This is a genomic window from Sphingopyxis sp. SE2, from assembly GCF_032227185.1.
Lineage (GTDB): Bacteria > Pseudomonadota > Alphaproteobacteria > Sphingomonadales > Sphingomonadaceae > Sphingopyxis.
Genome location: NZ_JAPMXW010000001.1, coordinates 1,882,029 through 1,902,799, shown reverse-complemented (window position 1 = coordinate 1,902,799; position 20,771 = coordinate 1,882,029). Strand labels below are relative to the sequence as shown.

Annotated in this window: 22 protein-coding genes; 14 read left to right on the top strand and 8 right to left on the bottom strand. The window is 65.1% G+C overall.

All coding sequences use genetic code 11. The annotated features are described in order from the left end of the window. The 4 genes from OVY29_RS09140 to OVY29_RS09125 all read right to left on the bottom strand — a co-directional run bounded on the left by OVY29_RS09140 (position 1) and on the right by OVY29_RS09125 (position 3,316). Positions 1-1,197: an alpha/beta hydrolase gene (locus tag OVY29_RS09140; protein ID WP_037556480.1), complete on the bottom strand. Its 1,197-nt coding sequence runs from the start codon at positions 1,195-1,197 to the stop codon at positions 1-3. Beyond that, positions 1,194-2,183, bottom strand: a complete 990-nt coding sequence (cobS, locus tag OVY29_RS09135; RefSeq protein WP_037556629.1) for a cobaltochelatase subunit CobS — start codon at positions 2,181-2,183, stop codon at positions 1,194-1,196. The genes OVY29_RS09140 and cobS overlap by 4 nt, the downstream gene beginning before the upstream one ends. Before the next feature lie 91 nt (positions 2,184-2,274). Then, positions 2,275-2,712 carry an ester cyclase gene (locus tag OVY29_RS09130; protein ID WP_037556481.1) on the bottom strand — a complete coding sequence of 146 codons (438 nt, stop codon included), beginning with the start codon at positions 2,710-2,712 and terminating at the stop codon, positions 2,275-2,277. 10 nt (positions 2,713-2,722) lie between these two features. Further along, the gene (locus OVY29_RS09125) at positions 2,723-3,316 is read right to left on the bottom strand and encodes a J domain-containing protein (protein WP_037556482.1); all 594 of its coding nucleotides are present in this window, start codon (positions 3,314-3,316) and stop codon (positions 2,723-2,725) included. Between the two features lie 81 nt (positions 3,317-3,397). Here OVY29_RS09125 and OVY29_RS09120 point away from each other — a divergent pair, with 81 nt between their 5' ends. From OVY29_RS09120 to OVY29_RS09100, 5 genes are all read left to right on the top strand, one after another. Then, positions 3,398-3,676, top strand: coding sequence for a BolA family protein (locus tag OVY29_RS09120; protein WP_037556631.1), 279 nt, complete (start codon positions 3,398-3,400; stop codon positions 3,674-3,676). Beyond that, positions 3,673-4,047, top strand: a complete 375-nt coding sequence (locus tag OVY29_RS09115) for a cupin domain-containing protein (RefSeq protein ID WP_037556483.1) — start codon at positions 3,673-3,675, stop codon at positions 4,045-4,047. The genes OVY29_RS09120 and OVY29_RS09115 overlap by 4 nt, the downstream gene beginning before the upstream one ends. Further along, entirely contained in the window at positions 4,047-4,934 is an 888-nt protein-coding gene (locus tag OVY29_RS09110) for a pirin family protein (RefSeq protein WP_037556484.1), read from the top strand. The genes OVY29_RS09115 and OVY29_RS09110 overlap by 1 nt, the downstream gene beginning before the upstream one ends. Before the next feature lie 715 nt (positions 4,935-5,649). Then, positions 5,650-6,573, top strand: a complete 924-nt coding sequence (locus OVY29_RS09105) for an alpha/beta fold hydrolase (RefSeq protein WP_037556485.1) — start codon at positions 5,650-5,652, stop codon at positions 6,571-6,573. A 222-nt stretch (positions 6,574-6,795) separates the two neighbouring features. Next, on the top strand, positions 6,796-7,578 hold the full coding sequence (locus OVY29_RS09100; protein ID WP_052182365.1) for a helix-turn-helix domain-containing protein: 783 nt from the start codon (positions 6,796-6,798) through the stop codon (positions 7,576-7,578). A gap of 244 nt (positions 7,579-7,822) precedes the next feature. Here the strand turns inward: OVY29_RS09100 and OVY29_RS09095 are convergent, their stop codons facing one another. Next, positions 7,823-8,239: a hypothetical protein gene (locus OVY29_RS09095; RefSeq protein WP_152567649.1), complete on the bottom strand. Its 417-nt coding sequence runs from the start codon at positions 8,237-8,239 to the stop codon at positions 7,823-7,825. Between OVY29_RS09095 and OVY29_RS09090 the strand changes: the two genes are divergently transcribed. Next, a complete protein-coding gene (locus OVY29_RS09090) occupies positions 8,238-9,395 on the top strand; it encodes a serine hydrolase domain-containing protein (RefSeq protein ID WP_037556486.1) in 1,158 nt (385 codons plus the stop codon). The two genes, OVY29_RS09095 and OVY29_RS09090, sit on opposite strands and share 2 nt — an antisense overlap. On the opposite strand, the gene OVY29_RS09085 is transcribed toward OVY29_RS09090, so the two are convergent. Continuing rightward, on the bottom strand, positions 9,390-10,208 hold the full coding sequence (locus OVY29_RS09085) for a PhzF family phenazine biosynthesis protein (RefSeq protein WP_037556487.1): 819 nt from the start codon (positions 10,206-10,208) through the stop codon (positions 9,390-9,392). The genes OVY29_RS09090 and OVY29_RS09085 overlap by 6 nt on opposite strands. Continuing rightward, a complete protein-coding gene (pdxH, locus tag OVY29_RS09080) occupies positions 10,205-10,783 on the bottom strand; it encodes a pyridoxamine 5'-phosphate oxidase (protein WP_037556636.1) in 579 nt (192 codons plus the stop codon). The genes OVY29_RS09085 and pdxH overlap by 4 nt, the downstream gene beginning before the upstream one ends. 134 nt (positions 10,784-10,917) lie before the next feature. Here pdxH and OVY29_RS09075 point away from each other — a divergent pair, with 134 nt between their 5' ends. From OVY29_RS09075 to OVY29_RS09040, 8 genes are all read left to right on the top strand, one after another. Continuing rightward, the gene (locus OVY29_RS09075; protein WP_037556488.1) at positions 10,918-11,835 is read left to right on the top strand and encodes a DnaJ C-terminal domain-containing protein; all 918 of its coding nucleotides are present in this window, start codon (positions 10,918-10,920) and stop codon (positions 11,833-11,835) included. Positions 11,836-11,838: 3 nt separating this feature from the next. Continuing rightward, positions 11,839-12,915 (top strand): YihY/virulence factor BrkB family protein, encoded by a 1,077-nt coding sequence (locus tag OVY29_RS09070; RefSeq protein WP_037556489.1) that lies wholly within the window; start codon positions 11,839-11,841, stop codon positions 12,913-12,915. Continuing rightward, positions 12,912-13,739: an enoyl-ACP reductase FabI gene (gene fabI, locus OVY29_RS09065; RefSeq protein WP_037556490.1), complete on the top strand. Its 828-nt coding sequence runs from the start codon at positions 12,912-12,914 to the stop codon at positions 13,737-13,739. Before OVY29_RS09070 ends, fabI begins: the two co-directional genes overlap by 4 nt. Next, positions 13,732-14,262 carry a GNAT family N-acetyltransferase gene (locus OVY29_RS09060; RefSeq protein WP_037556491.1) on the top strand — a complete coding sequence of 177 codons (531 nt, stop codon included), beginning with the start codon at positions 13,732-13,734 and terminating at the stop codon, positions 14,260-14,262. Before fabI ends, OVY29_RS09060 begins: the two co-directional genes overlap by 8 nt. 4 nt (positions 14,263-14,266) lie before the next feature. Further along, positions 14,267-15,343, top strand: coding sequence for a chorismate synthase (gene aroC, locus OVY29_RS09055; RefSeq protein WP_037556492.1), 1,077 nt, complete (start codon positions 14,267-14,269; stop codon positions 15,341-15,343). A 4-nt stretch (positions 15,344-15,347) separates the two neighbouring features. Further along, a complete protein-coding gene (locus OVY29_RS09050) occupies positions 15,348-17,129 on the top strand; it encodes an SLC13 family permease (protein WP_409581478.1) in 1,782 nt (593 codons plus the stop codon). 116 nt (positions 17,130-17,245) lie between these two features. After that, entirely contained in the window at positions 17,246-18,589 is a 1,344-nt protein-coding gene (locus OVY29_RS09045; protein WP_052182366.1) for a dicarboxylate/amino acid:cation symporter, read from the top strand. Between the two features lie 47 nt (positions 18,590-18,636). Beyond that, a complete protein-coding gene (locus tag OVY29_RS09040) occupies positions 18,637-19,968 on the top strand; it encodes a dicarboxylate/amino acid:cation symporter (RefSeq protein ID WP_037556494.1) in 1,332 nt (443 codons plus the stop codon). A gap of 2 nt (positions 19,969-19,970) precedes the next feature. On the opposite strand, the gene OVY29_RS09035 is transcribed toward OVY29_RS09040, so the two are convergent. After that, positions 19,971-20,726 (bottom strand): hypothetical protein, encoded by a 756-nt coding sequence (locus OVY29_RS09035; protein WP_052182367.1) that lies wholly within the window; start codon positions 20,724-20,726, stop codon positions 19,971-19,973. Positions 20,727-20,771: the final 45 nt, after the last annotated feature.

The following is a 20,771-nucleotide window of genomic DNA, read 5'->3' as shown; positions in this document are numbered from 1 at the left end:
CTATTCGGGTGCCTCGGTTTCGGGGGTGCGGTGGCAGATCGCGTCGTCGCCGTCCTTCGGTATGGCCGGATCGGGAGCCAGGCGAAACACATGCGCGAGGTGCGTCGGGACCCGCTCGGGCCGGGTCTGCTTGTTCGCGACGACGTCGATGAAATCGCGGCACACAACGGCGCTGCGCAGGAAATTGCTGTGCCCGGTCGAACCGCGCGATACGTCGGTCGTGTCGATCACGGTGAATCCCGGGCGCGCGGCGGGGTAGCAGCGCTCGGGGAGTCCCTTCGCCTTCAACTCGTCGGCCTCAAACGGATTGAAGCAATAGGGCGAGCCGAGCCGCGGGTAGCCGTGGATCGCGCGCGAGGCGGCGAGAGCCTTGTCGGCGCGCGAGACATAGGCGGTGATCCGGCGGCCCACCGCGACGCGCCGCGCCGACAGCACTTCGTCCTCGATATCGCGCTCGAACGTCTCGCGGTCGATGTCGGGCGAGGCGAGGATGACGTTCGAGATATTGCTGCTGTCGGCGCGGCTCGACGTGCGGTCGACATAGGCGACGGCGGGGATCACCAGCCGCGCGCCGAGCGAGTGCGAGACGACGACGATCTCCTTGACCCAGCTCTGTTCGGCGAGCGATTTCAGGAAATCGCGGAAATTGCGGACGTCGTGATACATGTTCGTCTCGTCGACGACATAGCTCAGAAACTTGCCCTGCGACGGCCAGCTATATTCGACGATCGGGCCGTCGAAGCCGGTCATGCGCGCGATCTGCGCCGCGTCCTTCGACGTCGTGTTGAAATTCTCGCGATAGCCGTGGACATAGAGAAGAACGCGGCCCTGCCTGCGGTCGGTCTCGGCCTGCAGTGCGCGCCACCAGTCGGCCGGCGTCTGGAAGGCGAGCGGCGTAAGGAAGCGTTCCTTCTTGCCGACTTCGACATCGCGCGGCGCGTTGAAACGGCCATAGCGGATGCGGTCGCCGCGGTGGTGGAGCAGTTCGATCTCGCTCGTGCGGCAATCGGGCAGACGGCTCGTCGCGAAGAAATAGGGCAGCGCCTCGCCATCGACGACCGCGCCCGGCTGAGCGGTGCAGCGCGGATCGGCGACATATTCGGCATGGCGGATCTTGCCGTAATCCACCGCCGCGATGCTGCAGCCGCCGAGCGACAGAGCGGCGGACGCCACCAGAAGGTGGCGCTTGTATATCACTTGCCGATGACGCCTTCGGGCAGGTCTTCGCCAAATACGCGCTGATAATATTCGGCAACGATCATCCGCTCGGCCTCGTCGCACTTGTTGAGGAACGAGAGGCGGAAGGCGAAGCCGATATTATTGAAGATCGCGGTGTTCTGCGCCCAGCTGATCACCGTCCGCGGCGACATCACGGTCGAGATGTCGCCGTTGATGAAGCCCTGCCGCGTCAAATCCGCGACCTTCACCATATTGGCGACGGTGGTCTCGTCGGTATCGGGCACCTTGGCGAGAATGATCGCGCTTTCGGTCGCGGCGGGCAGATAGTTCAGCGTGACGACGATGTTCCAGCGGTCCATCTGGCCCTGGTTGATCTGTTGCGTCCCGTGATAAAGTCCGCTCGTGTCGCCCAGCCCGACGGTGTTCGCGGTCGAGAAGAGGCGGAAATGCGGGTTCGGGCGGATCACCCGGTTCTGGTCGAGCAGCGTCAGCTTGCCCTCGGTCTCGAGCACGCGCTGGATCACGAACATCACGTCGGGTCGGCCCGCGTCATATTCGTCGAAAACCAATGCCGTCGGCGTCTGCAGCGCCCAGGGCAGCAGGCCCTCCCGGAATTCGGTGACCTGCTGGCCATCTCGCAGCACGATCGCGTCGCGCCCGACGAGGTCGATGCGGCTGATATGGGCGTCGAGGTTGACGCGGATGCACGGCCATTTGAGGCGGGCGGCGACCTGTTCGATATGCGTCGACTTGCCGGTGCCGTGATAGCCCTGCACCATCACGCGGCGGTTGTATTTGAAGCCCGCGAGGATCGCGAGCGTCGTGTCGCCGTCGAAGACATAGGCGGGGTCGAGGTCGGGGACGCGCTCGTCGGCCTCGCTGAACGCCGGCACCTTCATGTCGATATCGACTCCGAAGACTTCGCGCGCATCGACCTCGGTATCGGGCGCCGCAAGCAGCGTCGAGCCGTGGTGATCGGGAAGGCTGTTCGGGATATCGGTCATGGCAAAGTCCAGCAAGCAAACGGGGAGAGTCGCCGCGCGGCGGCGCTTCGCCGTCGCGGTATAGCGACGGGTTGCGCCTTGCAACGCCTTTTCAGAAGAGGCCGAGCGCCTTCATCACCGCCGACTGGTCGTAATAGGGGCGCTCGCAAACGATCTTGTCGCCACCCGGCGCGAATTCGAAGCTGGCCGCCATGCGGATGCGGAAGGCCTTGCCGGTGGGTTCGATCGTGCGCAGACCAAGCTTGAGCGGGCCGGTGTGCGTGCCGGTCAGCCAGAATTCGACGAGCACGGTGTTCGTCGCGGCGTCGGCGGCGATCGCGATGACCTCGTTCGCCTGGTCGGGAAAGGGTTCGCGCGACGACGCGAAATAGGAGCGCACCGCGGCCTCGCCGTCGAAGATCGTCCCGGGGCCCATCAGTTCGTAACGCGGATGGTCGAAGGTCGCGAGGACGCCGTCCCAGTCGTGCGTGATCTCGAGCGCCATGTGGCGGCGCACCACCTCGATCCGTGCTTCGTCCAGGTCGGTCATTGCGGCTCTCCTATGCGAACGCCTTGCTCTTCCTGAGCAACTGATAGGCCTCGACTACCGCACCCAGCCGTGCTTCGAAACTGCGATCGCCGCCATTCCGGTCGGGATGATATTTGCGGACGAGTTCGCTGTAACGGCGGCGGAGCGCCGCGCGGTCGGCGTCGGCGGGCAGCGCCATCAACTGCATCGCGTCATGTTCCTCGCGCGACAGGCGGGGATTGGCCGCCTCGCGCCGTGCTTCGTCCATCCGCTGGCGAAAGCGCGCGCCGAGCGCATCCATCGGATCACGGAAATCGGCCCAGCGTGGCGGCAGGTCGGCGCTGCCCGCGGGACGGAAGGCGCGGCTTTCGGTTTCCCAGCCGGCCGTGGGCGACTGCGCCGCCATGATCTGGTCGGCGCTCATCCCTTCGAAGAAATTATAACCCGCGTTGAATTCGCGCACATGGTCGAGGCAGAGCCAGCGGTAAGGCGGCGGCCCGTCGGGCGATCGGTGCGACGAGACGGGGGCGCGAAACTCGCCGGCCTCGGCGCATCCGGGCGCGGCGCAGCGTTCCTCGCGCGGGACGCGGCCATGGAATCGGGAAGGGCGGGCGGAAGACGGCAAAGCGGGCTTTCGGAATCGGGGTGGGACGTTGGTAGCCGGAAGGCCTTATAATTTGGCGATGGAGGGCCTATGGTCAAGCCCATGAGCAACAAAGGCCCCGTACAGCAAGAGATGGAAAGCCTGCTCGCGGCAGCCTTTCCCGACGCGAACTTCACCCTCAGCAACGACAGCGCGAGCCATCACGGCCATATGGGCGACGACGGCAGCGGCGAGTCGCATTTCAGCCTCGCCATCGAATGGGCGGGCTTCGCCGGGATGAACCGCGTCGCGCGCCAGCGCACGGTCAACAAGGCGCTCGGCGACCTGCCGGGACAGCGCGTCCATGCGCTCGCGATCCGCGCCACGGCGCCGGACGAATGACGATGCCCGACAAGGTCAATCTCGCCGAAGCCTTCGCCAAAATCCCCGACGCGTGGAACCCGCGCGTCGCGGGCGACGTCAATGATTTTCAGGTGAAGCTGGTCAAGCTCGACGGCAAGTTCGACTGGCATCACCATGATATCGAGGACGAACTCTTCCTCGTCGTCGCCGGCCGGATGAAAATGGCGTTTCGCGACCGCTACGTGATCGTCGAGCCAGGCGAATTCATCATCGTGCCGCACGGCACCGAACATTGCCCCGAGGCACTGGACGGCGAATGCCATGTGCTGTTGCTCGAACCAACCTCGACGCTGAACACTGGCAATGTCGAAACCGAAAAGACGAAGAAAACACTGGAAAGGCTCGGCTGATGTCCACGACCGTCATCACCCCCTCGACCCACGATATCGGCGCGTTCGACGTCCGCCGCACGCTGCCCAACAAGGCGCGGACGATGGTTGGCCCCTTCATCTTCGTCGACCAGTTCGGCCCCGCGCATTTCGACATCGGGCAGGGGATGGACGTGCGCCCGCACCCGCATATCAACCTGTCGACCGTCACCTATCTGTTCGAGGGCGCGATCGACCATCGCGACAGCCTCGGCACCTATGCGACGATCCGCCCCGGCGCGTGCAACCTGATGACCGCGGGGCGCGGCATCGTCCATTCGGAGCGCACGCCGCAGGCCGAACGCGCGACCGGCTCGGGCATCTCGGGCATGCAGACCTGGCTGGCGCTGCCCGACGGTAAGGAAGAGATCGATCCGGCGTTCGAGCATGTCCCTGCCGACAAGTTGCCGCTCGTCGAGGACGGCAGCGTGTCGGCACGCGTCATCATGGGCAGCTTGTGGGGCGCGACGGCGCCGACGACGCAGCACAGCGCTACCATCTATGCCGACATCCTGATGAACGCCGGTGCGACATTGCCGATCGATGCCGAAGCCGATGAACGCGCCGTGCTCGTCGCGATCGGCGACGCGACCCTCGATGGCGAGCCGCTCGAACGCCACAGCCTCTATATATTGAAACCCGGGCAGGCGATGACGCTGCGCGCGTCGAGCGATGCCAGGGTGATGCTGCTCGGCGGCGAGGCCTTCACCACCCCGCGCCACGTCTGGTGGAATTTCGTCAGTTCGAGCCGCGAGCGCATCAACGCCGCGAAGCGCGACTGGAAGGACGGCAATTTCCCGCTCGTTCCCGGCGATAGCAAGGAATTCATACCCATCCCCGAAGTGCCGAAGACAGTCAGCTATCCCTGAGCCTGTCGCTCGCACCGGCGTTGTCCGCGGTTGCGCCGCTGGCGGCTTTGGGGTGGGAAGCTGTCATCAGTTTGACCGTCATCCCGGCGAAGGCCGGGATCTCGCCGGTGCGGTAAACCGATAGGACGAGATCCCGGCCTTCGCCGGGATGACGAGGAGTGTCGCGCAGCGATGGGGAGGGGGACCGCCGCCGCAGGCGGTGGTGGAGGGGCCGCGACGGTGCGCCATAGCCCCTCCGTCAGCGCTTCGCGCTGCCACCTCCCCATGCCTGCGGCACAGGGAGGATCCAACGGCAACTAACGGTCGAATGCCGCCTTCCAAATATTCCGCGCAGAGGCGCAGAGGCGCAGAGAGCGCAACTAGGGCAGCTTTTCACCTCTGCGTCGCTGCGCGAACCTTATTCGAAGCCGCCTACGCGGCCATGCCAGCTACCGGTCGTTTGCCGTTATCTCATTTTTCGCCGTAGAAATCCCTTTCCTAAAAAATCCGGCCATGATCTACCCTGCCGGATGACCCCACCACCTCCGTGCCGCCCCGATCCGTTTCTGCGACAGCGATTACCCTCTCGTGCGCGCGATGGGGCGTCAACTTCGTCAACTTCCAAACGCGACTATCGATCGCGGAACCGCCGTGCCAAAGCGATCACAACGCCGCTTGCCAGCCGCCCATATCCCCGCCAGATTGGTTTCGAAACGAAACCAAAGGAGCAGGGTGGATGATCGGCGATTTCGAACAGCAGCGCGTGAGGCTTTCGACCGGGGTCGAACTCGACGTCGTCGACATGGGGCCGCGCGATGCTCCGGTGCTGATCTTCCTGCACGGCTTTCCCGAATCGCACCGCACCTGGCGCCATCAGTTGCCGCATTTCGCCGAGCGTTTCCGTTGTATTGCGCCCGACCAGCGCGGCTATCGCGGTTCGTCGAAACCGCAGGACGTCGAATCTTACACGCCCGATAAACTGATCGCCGACATCTTTGCGCTCGCCGACGCGCTCGACGTCGATAAATTCATGATCGTCGGTCACGACTGGGGTGGGGCGATCGCATGGGGGGTTGCGCTCGGCGGCCAGCCTGGCGGGCTGCACCCGGCGTGGGCAGGGCGCGTGACGCGCGCGGTGATCGCCAACGCGCCGCACCCCGGCATCTTTCAGCGCCTGCTCGCGACGAACGAAGCGCAGCGCGCGGCCAGCCAGTATATCCGGACCTTTCGCGATCCCGCGAGCGACTCGATCATCGAAGACCATGGCATCGCCGGCATCCTCGCCCACGCCTTCGAAGGGCGCGTGCCGAGCGGCGGCCTTCAGCCCGCCGACGAAATTTCGCGGCTGCTCAAGGATTGGGAAGATCGCGATACGTGCCGCGCGATGATCAACTGGTATCGCGGATCGCCGATCACCGTGCCCGCAATGGACGAACCCTATGCCGAACCGCCCGCCGTTGCTTTTCCGAAACTTGCCATCCCGACGCTCGTAATCTGGGCGCTCGACGATGTCGCGCTGCCACCGTGCAATCTCGAGGGGATGGAAGAATTCGTGCCCGACGTGACGATCGTCGAGGTTCCCGATTGCGGCCATTTTGTACCTTGGGATGCGCCCGAAGCCGTCAATCGGGCGATGGATGATTTCTTCTCGCAAAGTTGAGCCAGCAGTCTCGCCGCAAAAAAAGCGGCGGGCGGCGATGGCGCCGCCCGCCTTATTAGAGGGGTCTGTCGCTGCGTGTTTGGGGCACGCAAACATTGTCATCCACACCCGCTTTTCCCCGACAGCGACCGAGGTCGGGGGTTTTTAGGTGGGGCGATTTAACCATATTATCGGCGAATATAGCAGGCTTTCACATTCTCCCATTCTTGCCATACTTCGGTCATGGAAGTGGGTGGACTCAGGGTTGCCTCGATTACCGACCGGATCGATGGCCCTTCGAACTGGACGATCGAACGTGATGTCCATGCGCTGATCCTTTACGAAGCGGGGAGTTATCACTGGCTCGAAACCTGGCTGGGCGCGATGCGGACGTCGCTCGGCGACCCGCTGCCGGGCGAGATGTGGCTCGTCCCGGCGGGGTTTCTGTACCGCGCTACGGCGAAAGGGGGCGCGGTTCGCTACAGCGAGGTCGAGATTCCCCTGCCGCTGCTTTCGATCGCGCCCCATACGCGGGCGCTCGCGGCACATTACGACCTCGCGATTGCAGCGCTCGTCCGCGCGCTCGCGGCGGGCGATTCTTCGGCCGCCGGTCCGCTCGTTGCGATCCTGGCCAAGACGCTGGACAATATGATCGGTCGCGCCGAATCCCCGGCCATGATTCAGCGGATCAACCAATTGATGATCTTCATTCAGGCTCAGCTCGAAACGCCGCTGACGGTCGAGGATATGGCGGCCGAGGCGGGCATGTCGGTGAACAGCCTGATCGTTCATTTCGCCCGCGCGACCGGGCGTACACCGGCGCAATATGTGCTGCGCCAGCGGCTGCGCCGCGCCTGCTGGTTCCTGATGAACCGCCCGCTGTCGATCGCTGAAATCGCCTTTGCCACCGGATTTTCGAGTCACGCGCATCTGTGCGCGACCTTCCGGAGCAAAGTCGGCATGTCGCCCGGCGAATGGCGCCGCCGTAACCGATCGGCTATCCTGCCAGCGGGCGGGGAGGAATAGGGGATGCCGCACACAGCGGTCATGCTGGTCGCGGGGATTGGCTACTGACGCTCTTCCGCATCGCGATACGGGACGCCGCCCGCGCGACGCGACTATTCCTGATCCTCTGGTTCGTCGTATCGATCGGCAACCTGCTCGTTGGCGTGTTTCACGCGGGCTATGGCTGGGCAGAGGAAGCGACGATCTGGCTGTTCGTCTTCGGCGCCCCCGCGGTGCTTGCATTCGCCGCGAGCCGTTTCGGATGTTAATTTTCAGGCCGCATCAGGCAGCCGCTCGCACCGGCGTAGCGTGCGCTGCGCGAGGCAAGCAGCGGAACGCTGCCGGTGACGGTCTTTGTCGCCGGATCCTCGCTCAGCGAGACCATCTCCATCCCCGGCTCAAAATCGCTCTGACAGCTTTCGAGGCTGCGGCCCTGAACATAGCGGCACGAACAGCCGACGCGCGCGGCATAGGCCGACCCCAGTTCGGCCTGCGCCTTGAAAGACGGGAACTTCCATATCGCGAAGACGGCAAGCAGCACCGCGGCGGCGATCGCCCAAGGCAGGCAGCCGCCCCAACGGCCGGGTTTCTTCCGCGGCGGCGGCGCAGGAGACGGCGGGGCGGGGGAAGACGTCTCGCCCGTTGAAGGGTCGGTCGGATTGATGTTATTCACCCAGGTCATGATCACGAAAAAACGGCTGCTGGCAAGTGGCGCCCTTGCGATGCTCGGCGTCTGGTCGCTCGGCCAAGCGACGGGTCAAGGCAATATGGCGCCCGCATCGCCGACGCCCAGATTTGGCGTGTCGCTGGACGATGTCGCGTCAGCCGGAACCCCGCGTGCACTCCCCGCCTTGCCCACCGCCGTCAAGGCCCGCGCCGACGCGCTGTTCGTCGAGGCCGAGGATGTCGGGCAGACGCGCGCTTTGCTCGTCCTGCGCGATGGCGAGTTGATCTACGAACGCTACGCCGCGGGCTTCGGTCCCGAAAGCAAGCTGATCAGCTGGTCGATGGCGAAAAGCATCACCGCGGTGCTCACGGGCTTCCTCGTCGCCGACGGGCAATTGTCGCTCGACGGGCCGGCGCCCGTGGCGGCGTGGCAGCGCAGCGGCGATCCGCGCGGTGCGATCACGCTGCGCAACCTGCTGCACATGTCGTCGGGACTCGAGCATGTCGAAAATGGCGATCCGATCTGGCAGGGCGATACGGTCACGATGCTGTTCGGCGACGGCGCGGGGAATATGGCCGGTTTTGCCGAAGCCAAACCCGCGGCGGCGCAGCCGGGCGAGGTCTTCAACTACAGCTCGGCGACCAGCGTCATCCTGTCGGACATCCTCGCCGACACGCTGACGCCGTCGCCGAATTCCGACGCGCGGCGCGACGCGATGCTGGGCTTCATCGAAGGACGGCTGGTCGAGCCGCTCGGCATGGCCAGCCTGATGCCGGAGTTCGACGCGCAGGGCACGATGATCGGCGGGTCGATCATGCACGCGACCGCGCGCGATTACGCAAGGTTCGGCGAATTCCTGCGCAATCGCGGCGTGGTCAATGGCCAGCGGCTGCTCCCCGAAACCTGGATGCGCTTCATGCTGACGCCGTCGCGGAATGACGCGGGCTATGGCGGTCATATCTGGCTGAACCGCAGACGCCCCGCCGGTGTTACGCCGGCATTATGGCCCGATCGTGGTCCGAACGACCTCTTCGCCTGCATCGGCCATCAGGGCCAATATATTATCGTCTCGCCGTCGCAGCGGGTGACGATCGTTCGGCTCGGCGTCACGCGGGATGATCAGTTCCCCGCGTTGCGCCGCCACCTCGCCGATCTGACCGAAAGCTTATAGCAGGAAGTCGCCCACGACCGTCGTCACGCAGCTGCCCGTAAGCTCGACCATATCGCCGTCGAGGCGGCAGCCGACATGACCGCCGCGCGCGCTCGCCTGATAGGCCGCGAACGCGTCGCGGCCGAGGCGCGTCGTCCAATAGGGGGTGAGCACGCTGTGCGCCGACCCGGTCACCGGATCCTCCGGAATGCCGGCGCCCGGGGCGAAGGCGCGGCTGACGACGTCGGCCCCCGACGCGTCGCCCGTACCCGCCGCAGTCGCGATATAGAGGATGTCGTCCTTGCTCAGCGCGGCGAGGTCGGGGCTTAGTGCCCGGATCTCTTCGGCGCCATGATAGACGATCAGCGCATACCCGCCCTCGTGCCACAGCGTTTCGACGACGTCGCCGCCCATCGCGCGCGCGATGTCGGGTAGCAGCTTCGCTTCCGCCCGATAAGCGGGCAGCTTCATGCGATAGCCTTCGTCCTCGCCGTCACGCCTGACCTGCAAGATGCCGGCCTTGCGCGTGCGAAAGCGCATTTCGCTCCGCCATTGCGCCGCCGACAGCAGCACATGCCCGCTCGCCAGCGTCGCATGGCCGCAGAGCGCGACCTCGATCGTCGGCGTGAACCAGCGCAGCTCATAATCGGCCTCGTCGCTGTCGTCGGGCACGAGGAAGGCGGTTTCGGCGAGATTGTTCTCCGCCGCGATCGCCTGAAGAGTCGCGTCGTCGAGCCATTCCTCAAGCGGCATCACCGCGGCGGGATTGCCCGCGAAGGGCCGGTCGGCAAAGGCGTCGACCTGCATGATCGGAAGGCGGCGGGCGGCGCTCATGGATACAGATATCCTCTCGTCCAACTGTCGCCGGCGCGCCGGAACAGCGTGCGTTCGTGCAGACGGTGGGCCCGGTCCTGCCAGAATTCGATAGCCGAAGGATTAACGCGCCAGCCCGACCAGCGCGGCGGACGCGGCACGTCCTGTCCGTCGAAGCGCGCCTGCATCTCGGCGAAACGTGCCTCGAAGGTTTCGCGGCGGTCCAGCGGACGCGACTGGTCGCTCGCCCAGGCGCCGAGCTGGCTGTCGCGGCTACGCGTCGCGAAATAGGCGTCGGCGGTGGCATCGTCGACCGGGGTCGCCATGCCCTCGATACGAATCTGCCGGCGCAGCGACTTCCAGTGAAAGAGCAAGGCGACATGGGCGTTTGCAGCGAGTTCGCCGCCCTTGCGGCTGTCTAGATTGGTATAGAAGACGAAGCCGTCGGGGCCATGACCTTTCAAAAGCACCATGCGCAGCGATGGCCGACCGTCCGGCGTCGTCGTGGCGAGCGCCATCGCATTGGCGTCATTAGGCTCGCTGGTGCGCGCTTCGGCGAACCAGCCGTCGAACAGTGCAAAGGGATCGTCCGTCATGCGCGCGTTCATAATGCGCGCTGCGTTCGCGGTCGAGCGGGATCTATGTGGAACTTGACCGTTCCCCGGCACATTACCACATGGCGCACCAATGGGCCTTCACGGCCAGTCACTTATCGGGCTACAGGAGCAAAATGGCCGATCCCTATTCCACCTTGGGCGTTGCGAAGAGTGCAAGCGAAGCGGAGATCAAGTCCGCCTATCGCAAGCTCGCCAAGGAACTGCACCCCGACAAGAACAAGGACAATCCGAAGGCGTCGGAGAAATTCTCCGATGTCACCAAGGCGTATGACCTGCTGTCCGACAAGACCAAGCGCGCGCAATATGACCGCGGCGAGATCGACGGCGACGGCAATCCCGCCATGCCGTTCGGCTATGGCGGCGGAGGAGGGGGCTTTCGCGGCGATCCGCGCGGGCAGGGCGGTTTCGGCAGCGACGGCGCCGATTTCGGCGACATTTTCGAAGGGCTGTTCGGCGGGCGCGGCGGCGGCGGTCCGTTCGGAGGCTTCGGCGGACGCAGCGCGCCGCTGCAAAAGGGCGCCAATGTCGCCTATCGCCTGTCGGTCTCCTTCATCGACGCCGCGACGCAGGCGCCGCAGCGCATCACACTCGCCGACGGGGGCACGATCGACCTGAAACTACCCGCCGGGGTCGAGACGGGAACGCAGATGCGTCTTGCCGGAAAGGGGCAGGCGGGGCCGGGCGGCACCGGCGACGGCATCGTCACGATCACCGTCAAGGACCATCCCTTCTACGAGCGCGAGGGCGCCAACATCCGGCTCGACCTGCCCGTCACGCTGAACGAGGCGGTCAAGGGCGCGAAGGTCAAGGTGCCGACGGTCGACGGCCCGGTGATGCTGTCGATCCCCGCGGGTTCGTCGTCGGGCAAGGTCATGCGCCTGAAAGGAAAAGGTTTCAGCCAGAAAAGCGGCGGGCGGGGCGACCAGCTCGTGCGGCTGATGGTCGACCTGCCCGCCGACGATGCGGCATTGATCAAGCTGCTCAGCGAATGGACCGATCCGCGCAACGTGCGGGCGGATCTCGGCGTGTGATGCGTGGCTGATACCCACGAAAAAAAGATCGTTGCCGCGCTCGAGCGCGAGGTCGCCGACGAGGTCGGTAAGGAATTTCTGGCCGAAGGCCATTCGCCGCACTCGCCCGAGGCGCGCGCCGAGCGTGCCAAGCGCGTTCATCTGCGCGCCCGCGCCGAGGGGCTGATTGAGCGCGGACGCGAACAGCTCGGTCCGGGTACGCGCGCATATCATGTCGTTCGCCGCGTCATCGTCGGCACCTATACCGATGGCTTTATTCACGCGGGCAATCTCGCCTATCTGGCGCTGATCGCGCTTTTTCCCTTCTTCATCCTGCTCGCCGCCGCGCTGTCGATCTTTGGCGGCAGCGTCGGCGGCGAACGCGCGGTCGAGGCGGTGTTCTCCACCATGCCGCCGACGGTCGCCAAGGCGCTGTCGGGACCGATCCGCGAGGTGATGACCGCGCGCACCGGCATCTTCCTGTGGCTCGGCGCGCTCGTCGCGCTGTGGACCGTGGGCAGCCTGATCGAAACGGTGCGCGACATCCTCCGCCGCGCCTATGGCACGCATTTTTCGAAGGGCTTTTTTCATTATCGCCTGCTGTCGATCGGCATCATCACCGGCGCGGTCGTGCTGATGCTGCTGTCGTTCAGCATGCAGGTGCTGATCCTCGGCATCGAGCAATTTGTTACCCGCTTCCTTCCCGAACAATATCAGGCGTGGGGCGTCGTCCTGATCTCGCGCAGCGTATCGGGCGCCGGCCTGTTCCTCGCCATCTACATGCTCTTTTACAGCCTCACCCCGTCCAAATATCGCCAACTCAAATGCCCCAAATGGCCAGGCGCGCTGTTCACGACCTTCTGGTGGATCGGGGTGACCCTCGCGCTGCCGCCGCTGCTCGCCAGCCTGCTCAGCTATGACGCAACCTATGGCAGCCTTGCGGGTGTGATGGTCGCGCTTTTCTTTTTCTACCTCGTCGGATTGGGTATGGTGATGGGCGCCGAACTCAACGCCGCGCTCGTCGAGGTTGAGGATTTGGGCCACGACGCTATTGGGCGCGTCGACGACGTAATTATTGCAAAGGCCGGAGACAAAAAATGACGGGTCTGATGAAGGGCAAGCGCGGGCTGATCATGGGCCTCGCGAACGACAAATCGCTCGCTTGGGGCATCGCCAAGGCATTGCATGCGCACGGTGCCGAGCTTGCGATCTCCTATCAGGGCGACGTGATGCTCAAGCGTGTGAAGCCGCTCGCCGACGAACTCGGCTGCGATTTCCTGATCGATTGCGACGTGTCCGACATGGACAATCTCGACGCGGCTTTTGCGACGCTTGGCGCACGCTGGCCGACGATCGACTTCGTCGTCCACGCGATCGGCTATACCAACAAGGAAGCGCTGCGCGGCCACTATGCCGATGTGACCCTCGACGATTTTCTGATGACGATGAATATCAGCGTCTACAGCTTCACCGCGGTCGCCAAGCGCGCAGCGGCGATGATGACGCCCTTCGACCCCGAAACGGGCAAGGGCGGCGGTTCGCTGCTGACGTTGAGCTATTATGGCGCCGAGAAGGTCATCCCGCATTACAATGTCATGGGCGTCGCCAAATCGGCGCTGGAGACGAGCGTCAAATATCTCGCCAATGATTATGGCCCGCGGAGCGTGCGCGTGAATGCGATCTCGGCGGGCCCGATCAAGACGCTCGCGGCGTCAGGAATCGGCGACTTCCGCCTGATCCTCAAATGGAATGAATTTAACGCCCCGCTGCGCCGCAACGTCACCATCGACGACGTGGGCGGCTCGGCGCTCTATCTTCTGAGCGACCTTGCGAGCGGGGTGACGGGCGAAACGCACCATGTCGACGCGGGCTACCACACGGTCGGAATGAAGCAGGAAGACGCCCCGGACATCGCGCTTGCCTGACGGCCTCGTCATCCGTCCCGCACGCGCGGAGGATGCCGAAGCCATCGACAACGTCATTCGCGCCGCCTTCGCGGCAACCGAATTCGGGCATCAGGGCGAAGCAGAGCTCGTCCGGATGATCGGGGCCGACGGCGACGCGCTGGTGTCGCTGGTCGTCGAACGGGACGGCGCGATCGTCGGGCATGTGCTGTTCAGCCGGATGGATGTCGAGGCCGACGGAGTGCCGCTGATGGCGGCCGGCCTCGCGCCCGTGTCGGTCGCGCCCGACCGGCAAGGGCAGGGTATCGGCGGTGCGCTGATCCGCGCCGCGCTGGAAGAACTGCGAGCGCGGGGCGTGGCGATCAGCTTTGTTCTCGGCCATGCGGATTATTATCCGCGCTTCGGTTATTCGCCCGATCTTGCCGCACGCTTCGCATCGCCCTTCGCGGGGCCGCATTTCATGGCGATGATGCTGGACTCGGGCGCGGCTTGGCCGCTAGGCGGACGCGCGGATTACGCGCCTGCGTTTGGCCGGATGGGATAGGGCAATGAGTTTCAACAGCTTCGGACGCGTTCTTCGCTTCACCACTTGGGGGGAAAGCCACGGCCCCGCGCTCGGCGCGGTTGTCGACGGCTGTCCGCCGCGGCTGTCGCTGTCCGAAGCCGATATTCAGCCCTTTCTCGACAAACGCCGCCCCGGCCAGTCGCGCCATACCACGCAGCGGCAGGAACCCGATCAGGTGCGCATCTTGTCGGGCACCTTCGAGGGCAAGACGACGGGCACGCCGATCAGCCTGATGATCGAGAATGTCGACCAGCGGTCGAAGGATTATGGCGAGATCGCGCAGGCCTATCGCCCCGGTCACGCCGATTATGCCTATGACGCCAAATATGGCATCCGCGACCATCGCGGCGGCGGCCGCTCGAGCGCGCGCGAGACCGCTGCGCGCGTCGCGGCGGGCGGGGTCGCGCGGCTGGTGATCCCCGAGGTGCAGATCCACGCCTGGGTCGCCGAAATCGGCGGCGATGCGATTGATCCTGCAAACTTCGACCTCGAAGAGATTGATCGCAATCCCTTTTTCTGCCCCGATCCCGCCGCGGCGCAGCGCTGGGAAGGTTTGATGGATGCTGCGCGCAAGTCGGGAAGCTCGCTGGGCGCGGTGATCGAATGCGCCGCGAGCGGCGTTCCCGCCGGCTGGGGGGCGCCGATCTATGCCAAGCTCGACAGCGACCTTGCCGCCGCGATGATGGGGATCAATGCGGTTAAGGGCGTCGAGATTGGTGCGGGTTTCCACGCGGCGCGCCTCCGTGGCGAAGAAAATGCCGACCCGATGCGCCCCGCAAGCGACGGCAGCAATCGGCCCGATTTCCTCTCGAACAACGCGGGCGGGATCGCCGGTGGCATCTCGACCGGCCAGCCGGTCGTGGTGCGCGTCGCGTTCAAGCCGACGAGTTCGATCCTGACCCCCGTGCCGACCGTCAACAAGGCGGGCGAGGCGACCGACATCGTCACCAAGGGCCGCCACGACCCTTGTGTGGGTATTCGCGGCGCGCCAGTGGTCGAGGCGATGATGGCGCTCGTTCTTGCCGATCATAAATTGCTCCACCGGGCGCAGAACGGCTGACATGATCGAGGCGCTGCGAGCCTTCATCGAGGCGCATCAGGCGGTCCTGTCGCTTTTCATTCTCGCCGCGATGTTCGTCGGCTTCCTGATGGAGCGGCTGCCCGCGACCGTCATCGCGATCCTCGGCGCCTGCACCTATCTCGCGCTCGGCATCCTCGATTCCGACGGGCTCTATTCGGTCTTTTCCAACTCGGCGCCGATCGTCATCGGCGCGATGTTCGTGTTGTCGGGCGCACTCATCCGCACCGGCGTGATCCAGCGCGTCGCCGATGCGATCATGAAGCGTGCCGAGAAACACCCGCGGCTCGCGATCGTCGAAGTCCTGGTCGGCGCGCTCTTCGCTTCGGCTTTCCTGAACAATACGCCTGTCGTCGTGGTGCTCATCCCCATCATGATGAAGCTTGCGGAGGTGACGGGCGTCAGTGCCAAGAAGCTGCTCATGCCGCTGTCGATCATCGCGGTGCTAGGCGGCACGCTGACCTTGATCGGCACCTCCACCAACCTGGTCGTCGATGGCATCGTGCGTCAGGCGGGAATGGAGCGTTTCGGCATTTTCGAGATCACACCGATCGGCCTCGTTACCGCCGCATCGGGGATGGTCGGCCTCGCGCTGATGTGGTGGCTGCTGCCCGCCGACAAACCGATCAAGGGGCCTGCCGGGACGCACGACGCGCATCAATATCTGACCGAGCTGGTGCTGGAAGAGGATGATTATCTCGTCGGCATGACGGTCGAGGCGTTCCGCGACTTGCCGCGCTCGGGTCGTATCGTCGGCGTCCGCCGCGGTTCGGTGGTCGTCCACGGCGCCGAACTCGAGCATTGGACGCTTGCGACCGGCGACCGGATCATCCTCCGCGTCGACGGCGCGACCTTGATGACTTGGCGCGAGCAGGGGCGTTTCCGGCTAGGCATCGGCAGCGGCGATCCGGACGAGAATGACATGGTCGTCGAGACGATGATCGCGTCGAACCACCCCGCGATTGGTCAGCGGCTGGTCGACATTCCTTTTCTGCAAAAGGTCCGCGCGCGGATCATCGGCCTCGACCGTCCGGCGCACGAACCGGGCCCCGACCTTGCAAGCGTGCGTATCCGCCCCGCCGACCGCTTGCTCGTCGCTGGTGGTCCGGGCGAGGTCGAGGCGCTGCGCGACAATCCGCACCTGATCGGCGCCGATCTCGCCAAGGTGCGCGCCTTTCGCCGCGGCAAGGCGTGGATCGCGATGCTGTGCATGTTTTCGGTCGTCGCGCTGGCCGCGCTCGACGTCATGTCGATCGGCGTCGCTGCGATCATCGCGATCGGCGTGATCCTGGTGACGCGCTGCATCGATAGCGAGGAAGCATGGGGTACGATCGACGGCGACGTGCTGATCCTGATCTTCGCGATGCTCGCGGTCGGATTGGCGCTCGAACAGAGCGGCGCGGTCGCGATGATGGTCGGCTGGGTCAAGCCCGTGCTTGCCGGCCAGCCGATGTGGGTGCTCGTCTTTGGCATCTACTTCTTCGCGCTCATTCTCTCCGAACTGCTCAGCAACAATGCGGTCGCGGCGCTGATGACGCCGGTGACGCTCGCGATCGCCGCCGAACTCGGGGTCGATCCGCGTCCGCTGGTGATCGCGCTGATGATCGGCGCGTCGGCCTGTTTCGCGACCCCGATCGGCTATCAGACGAACACGATCGTCTATGCCGCGGGCGACTATCGCTTCGTCGATTTCGTGAAGATCGGGGTGCCGCTCAACATCATAACCGGCATTTCGACCTGTTTCGCGATCAGCTTCTTCATAACCTGACGGCATAGCGGGCGAACGGCCAGCCCCCTTGACGCTGCGGCTTGCGGTCGGTCAAAGGGGGCGGAGAATCCGGCCGGTCACGGCGCGCCAATAATGAATATTCGGGGGACGGCCGCATGGACCGCAAGCTTACATTGTATATTCTCGCGGGCATGGTGCTCGGGATCGCGGTGGGATATGCGGTTCGCGTCGTCGTGCCCGCCGACAGCCAGGCGTTCGAATATTGGCTGCGCAGCTTCGGCACGCTCGCCACCATCTTCCTCAACCTCATCAAGATGCTCGTCGCGCCGCTGATCCTCGGCACGCTCGTCACCGGCATCGCGCATATGGGCGACAGTTCGGCGCTCGGCCGCATCGGCACGCGCGCGATCGCCTGGTTCATCATCGCCAGCCTGATCTCGATCAGCCTTGGCCTGATCATGGTCAACCTGCTCCAGCCCGGCGTCGGGGTCGACATGGCCGCATCCGCCCAGTCGGTGGGTGAGGTGAAGAAGCTCGATATGTTCGAGTTCATCGAGCATATCTTCCCCAAGAATGTCATCGCCGCGATGGCGGAGAATAATGTTCTCCAGATCCTCGTCTTTTCGCTTTTCGCCGGCGTCGGGCTGACCGCTCTCGGCGAAAAGGGCAAGCCGCTGGTGCGCGGCGCCGAGGCGCTCGCCGAACTGATGCTGCAGATCACCGGTTATGTCATGCGCCTCGCGCCGCTCGCGGTGTTCGGTGCGCTGGCCAAGGTCGTCGCAGAGCAGGGTCTCGGCATCCTCGCGACCTATGCCGAGTTGCTCACCGAATTCTACATCGCGCTCGTGCTGCTCTGGGTGCTGCTGCTCGCCGCCGGCGCGATCTTTCTGCGCGGACGCATTATCCAGCTCATCCGCTACATTCGCGAACCGCTGCTTATCGCCTTTTCGACCGCCTCCTCCGAGGCCGCGATGCCGAAGCTCTTCGAACAGCTCGACCGCTTCGGCGTCCCGCGCCGTATTTCGGGCTTCGTGCTGCCGCTGGGCTACAGCTTCAACCTCGACGGGTCGATGATGTATGCGAGCTTCGCGACGATCTTCATCGCGCAGGCCTATGGTATCGAGCTGTCGATCGGCACGCAGATACTGATCCTGCTGACGCTGATGGTGTCGTCGAAGGGCATCGCAGCGGTGCCGCGCGCGAGCCTCGTCGTCATCACCGCGACGCTCGCGATGTTCGACCTGCCGGTCGAGGGCGTCGCGCTCGTCTTCGCGATCGACCATTTCCTCGACATGGGGCGCACCGCGACCAATGTCGTCGGCAATGCGGTGGCGACGAGCGTCATCACCAAATGGGAGGGCATGCTCGAAGTGCCCGAACCCGCCGACGCCGAACGGCCGCACGCGCCGTCGCATACGCCGCATCATGGAACCCGCGGGCTTGATCTTCGTGATACGAATGCGACGGGGGATAACAAGCCAGCGGCCGATAACGCCTAGCGCGCGAGCTGCCGGCCGCCCCATGGGGGCGAGCAAGGAGCTGAGCCATGGCCGAAGCAGCGGCAATCGACGAAGCCGAGCGTGACGAGGCGCGCGCCCGGAGGCTGCGCTGGCGAATGCTCATCGGCTTCCTCGCCGGCCTCGCGATCGGCCTGGCGGTTCATTATGGCGCGCCGGACGCGGCGTGGGTCGAAACCGTCACCACCTATGTGACGGGGCCGCTCGGGCAGATTTTCCTGCGCCTGCTTTTCATGCTCGTCATCCCGCTGCTCGTTTCGGCGCTGATCGTCGGGGTCGCCGAAATGGGCGAGATGCGCGCACTGAAATCGGTCGGCTTGCGCACGCTCGTCTATACGATCGCGGTGTCGACGATCTCGGTCGTCATCAGCCTTCTCGTAGTCAACTTGCTCCGGCCCGGCGCCGGGGTCGATCCCGCGCTGGCGCGCTCGCTGATGGCCGAGGGCGCCGCGGGGGCGCAGGCGATCGCCGATCGCGCGGGCGAATCGAAATCCGGGATGGACGCCGTGGTCGCGATCGTCCCCGACAATATCTTCGCGGCGATGGGCGCGAATGACGTGCTCGCGGTGATGTTCTTCGCGCTGTTTTTCGGCATCGGGCTGATGTTGGTGAGCACCCCGCGCACCGAAACGCTGAAGACCGCGATCGAAGGGGTGTTCGAGGTGGTGATGAAGCTGATCGGCCTCGTCATCCAGCTCGCGCCGATCGCCGTCTTCTGCTTCATGTTCAACCTCGCCGCGCAGTTCGGCTGGGATCTGATCATCCGCCTGTCGGCCTTTGTCGGCGTGGTGCTGCTCGCGCTCGCGCTCCAGATGTTCGTCGTCTTCCCGCTACTGCTCAAGACGCTGGCCGGCAAATCGCCCGTCGCTTTCTTTCGCGAGACGCAGGAGGCCTTCGTCATGGCCTTCGCAACCGCCTCGTCGAACGCGACGCTGCCGACCGCGCTGCGCGTCGCGCACGACAATCTGCGCCTGCCCGACCGGGTTGCGCGCTTCGTGCTGACGATCGGGGCGACGGCGAACCAGAACGGCACTGCGATGTTCGAGGGCGTGACCGTGATCTTCCTCGCGCAGTTTTTTGGGATCGACCTCACGCTTCAGCAGCAGATCGTCGTGATGCTCGTCTGCATTCTCGGCGGGATCGGGACGGCGGGCGTGCCCGCGGGTTCGTTGCCGGTGATCGCGCTGATCCTCGCCTCGGTGGGCGTGCCGCCCGAAGGAATCGGATTGATCCTCGGCGTCGACCGTTTCCTCGACATGTGCCGCACGACGCTCAATGTCATCGGCGACCTGGTCGCAGCGACGGTGGTATCGGCGGGCGTGAAGAATGGTCCGGCGGCGCAGCCCGCACCGCCAGCCTGAAGTCAGTCTGGACGGGTCTTGTTCGCCCGGTCGCTACGCGCACGGCCGGCTGGCGGCGTTGCGGTTGCGCGCTGTGCGGGGGCGCTGCGAACCGCCGGTGCCGGACGCGGGCCGCGGTCGGGCCGGGCTGAAGGCGGGCGCGTTGGTGAGGCGATATCGCGGCCCGGGCGTGGGCGAACCGCGCCGGGACCGCGATCGGGACGTCCCGGATTGCCCGCGACCGGCGGCTTTTCCGGACGCCCCGGGCGCGTGCCGCGCGGGCCGTCGTCGTCGCGGTCACCGCGGTGCCAGCCGCCGGGACGGCCCGGGCGGCCGTCGCCCGGCCTGCCGTCGCGGTCGCCACGATGCCAGCCAGGGCGGCCCGGCTTCCAGTCGTTGCGACCGCCATGATGCTTCCACCAGGCGCGGCGCCCACCCCAATAGTTGAGATACTGGCCGCGGAGCGGGTAGCGGTTGCGGTAATTGTCGAACATCCACATGCCGTAGCCGGGATAATAATAATCGTCATACCAGCCGCCACCGAAGCCGATGTTCACGAAGCCGCTGCCATAGTCCGACGCGTCGTAACAGTCGTAGCCATAGCCGTCGCCATAAGCATAGCCGTCATAGTCGTAATAGGCGTCGCCATAGCGTGCGGCGCAATCGCCGCCAGACGCATAGCTCGCCCCATAAACATCGCCGTAATAGCAGCCGCCGAGCGTCGTAGCGGCGAGCGCACTGAGCGCGATGGAAAAGGGACGCTTCAAACTCTTCGCCATGGGCTTTGTCCTTTAAGGGCCAACGGTTGCGACCCGTCACTCGAT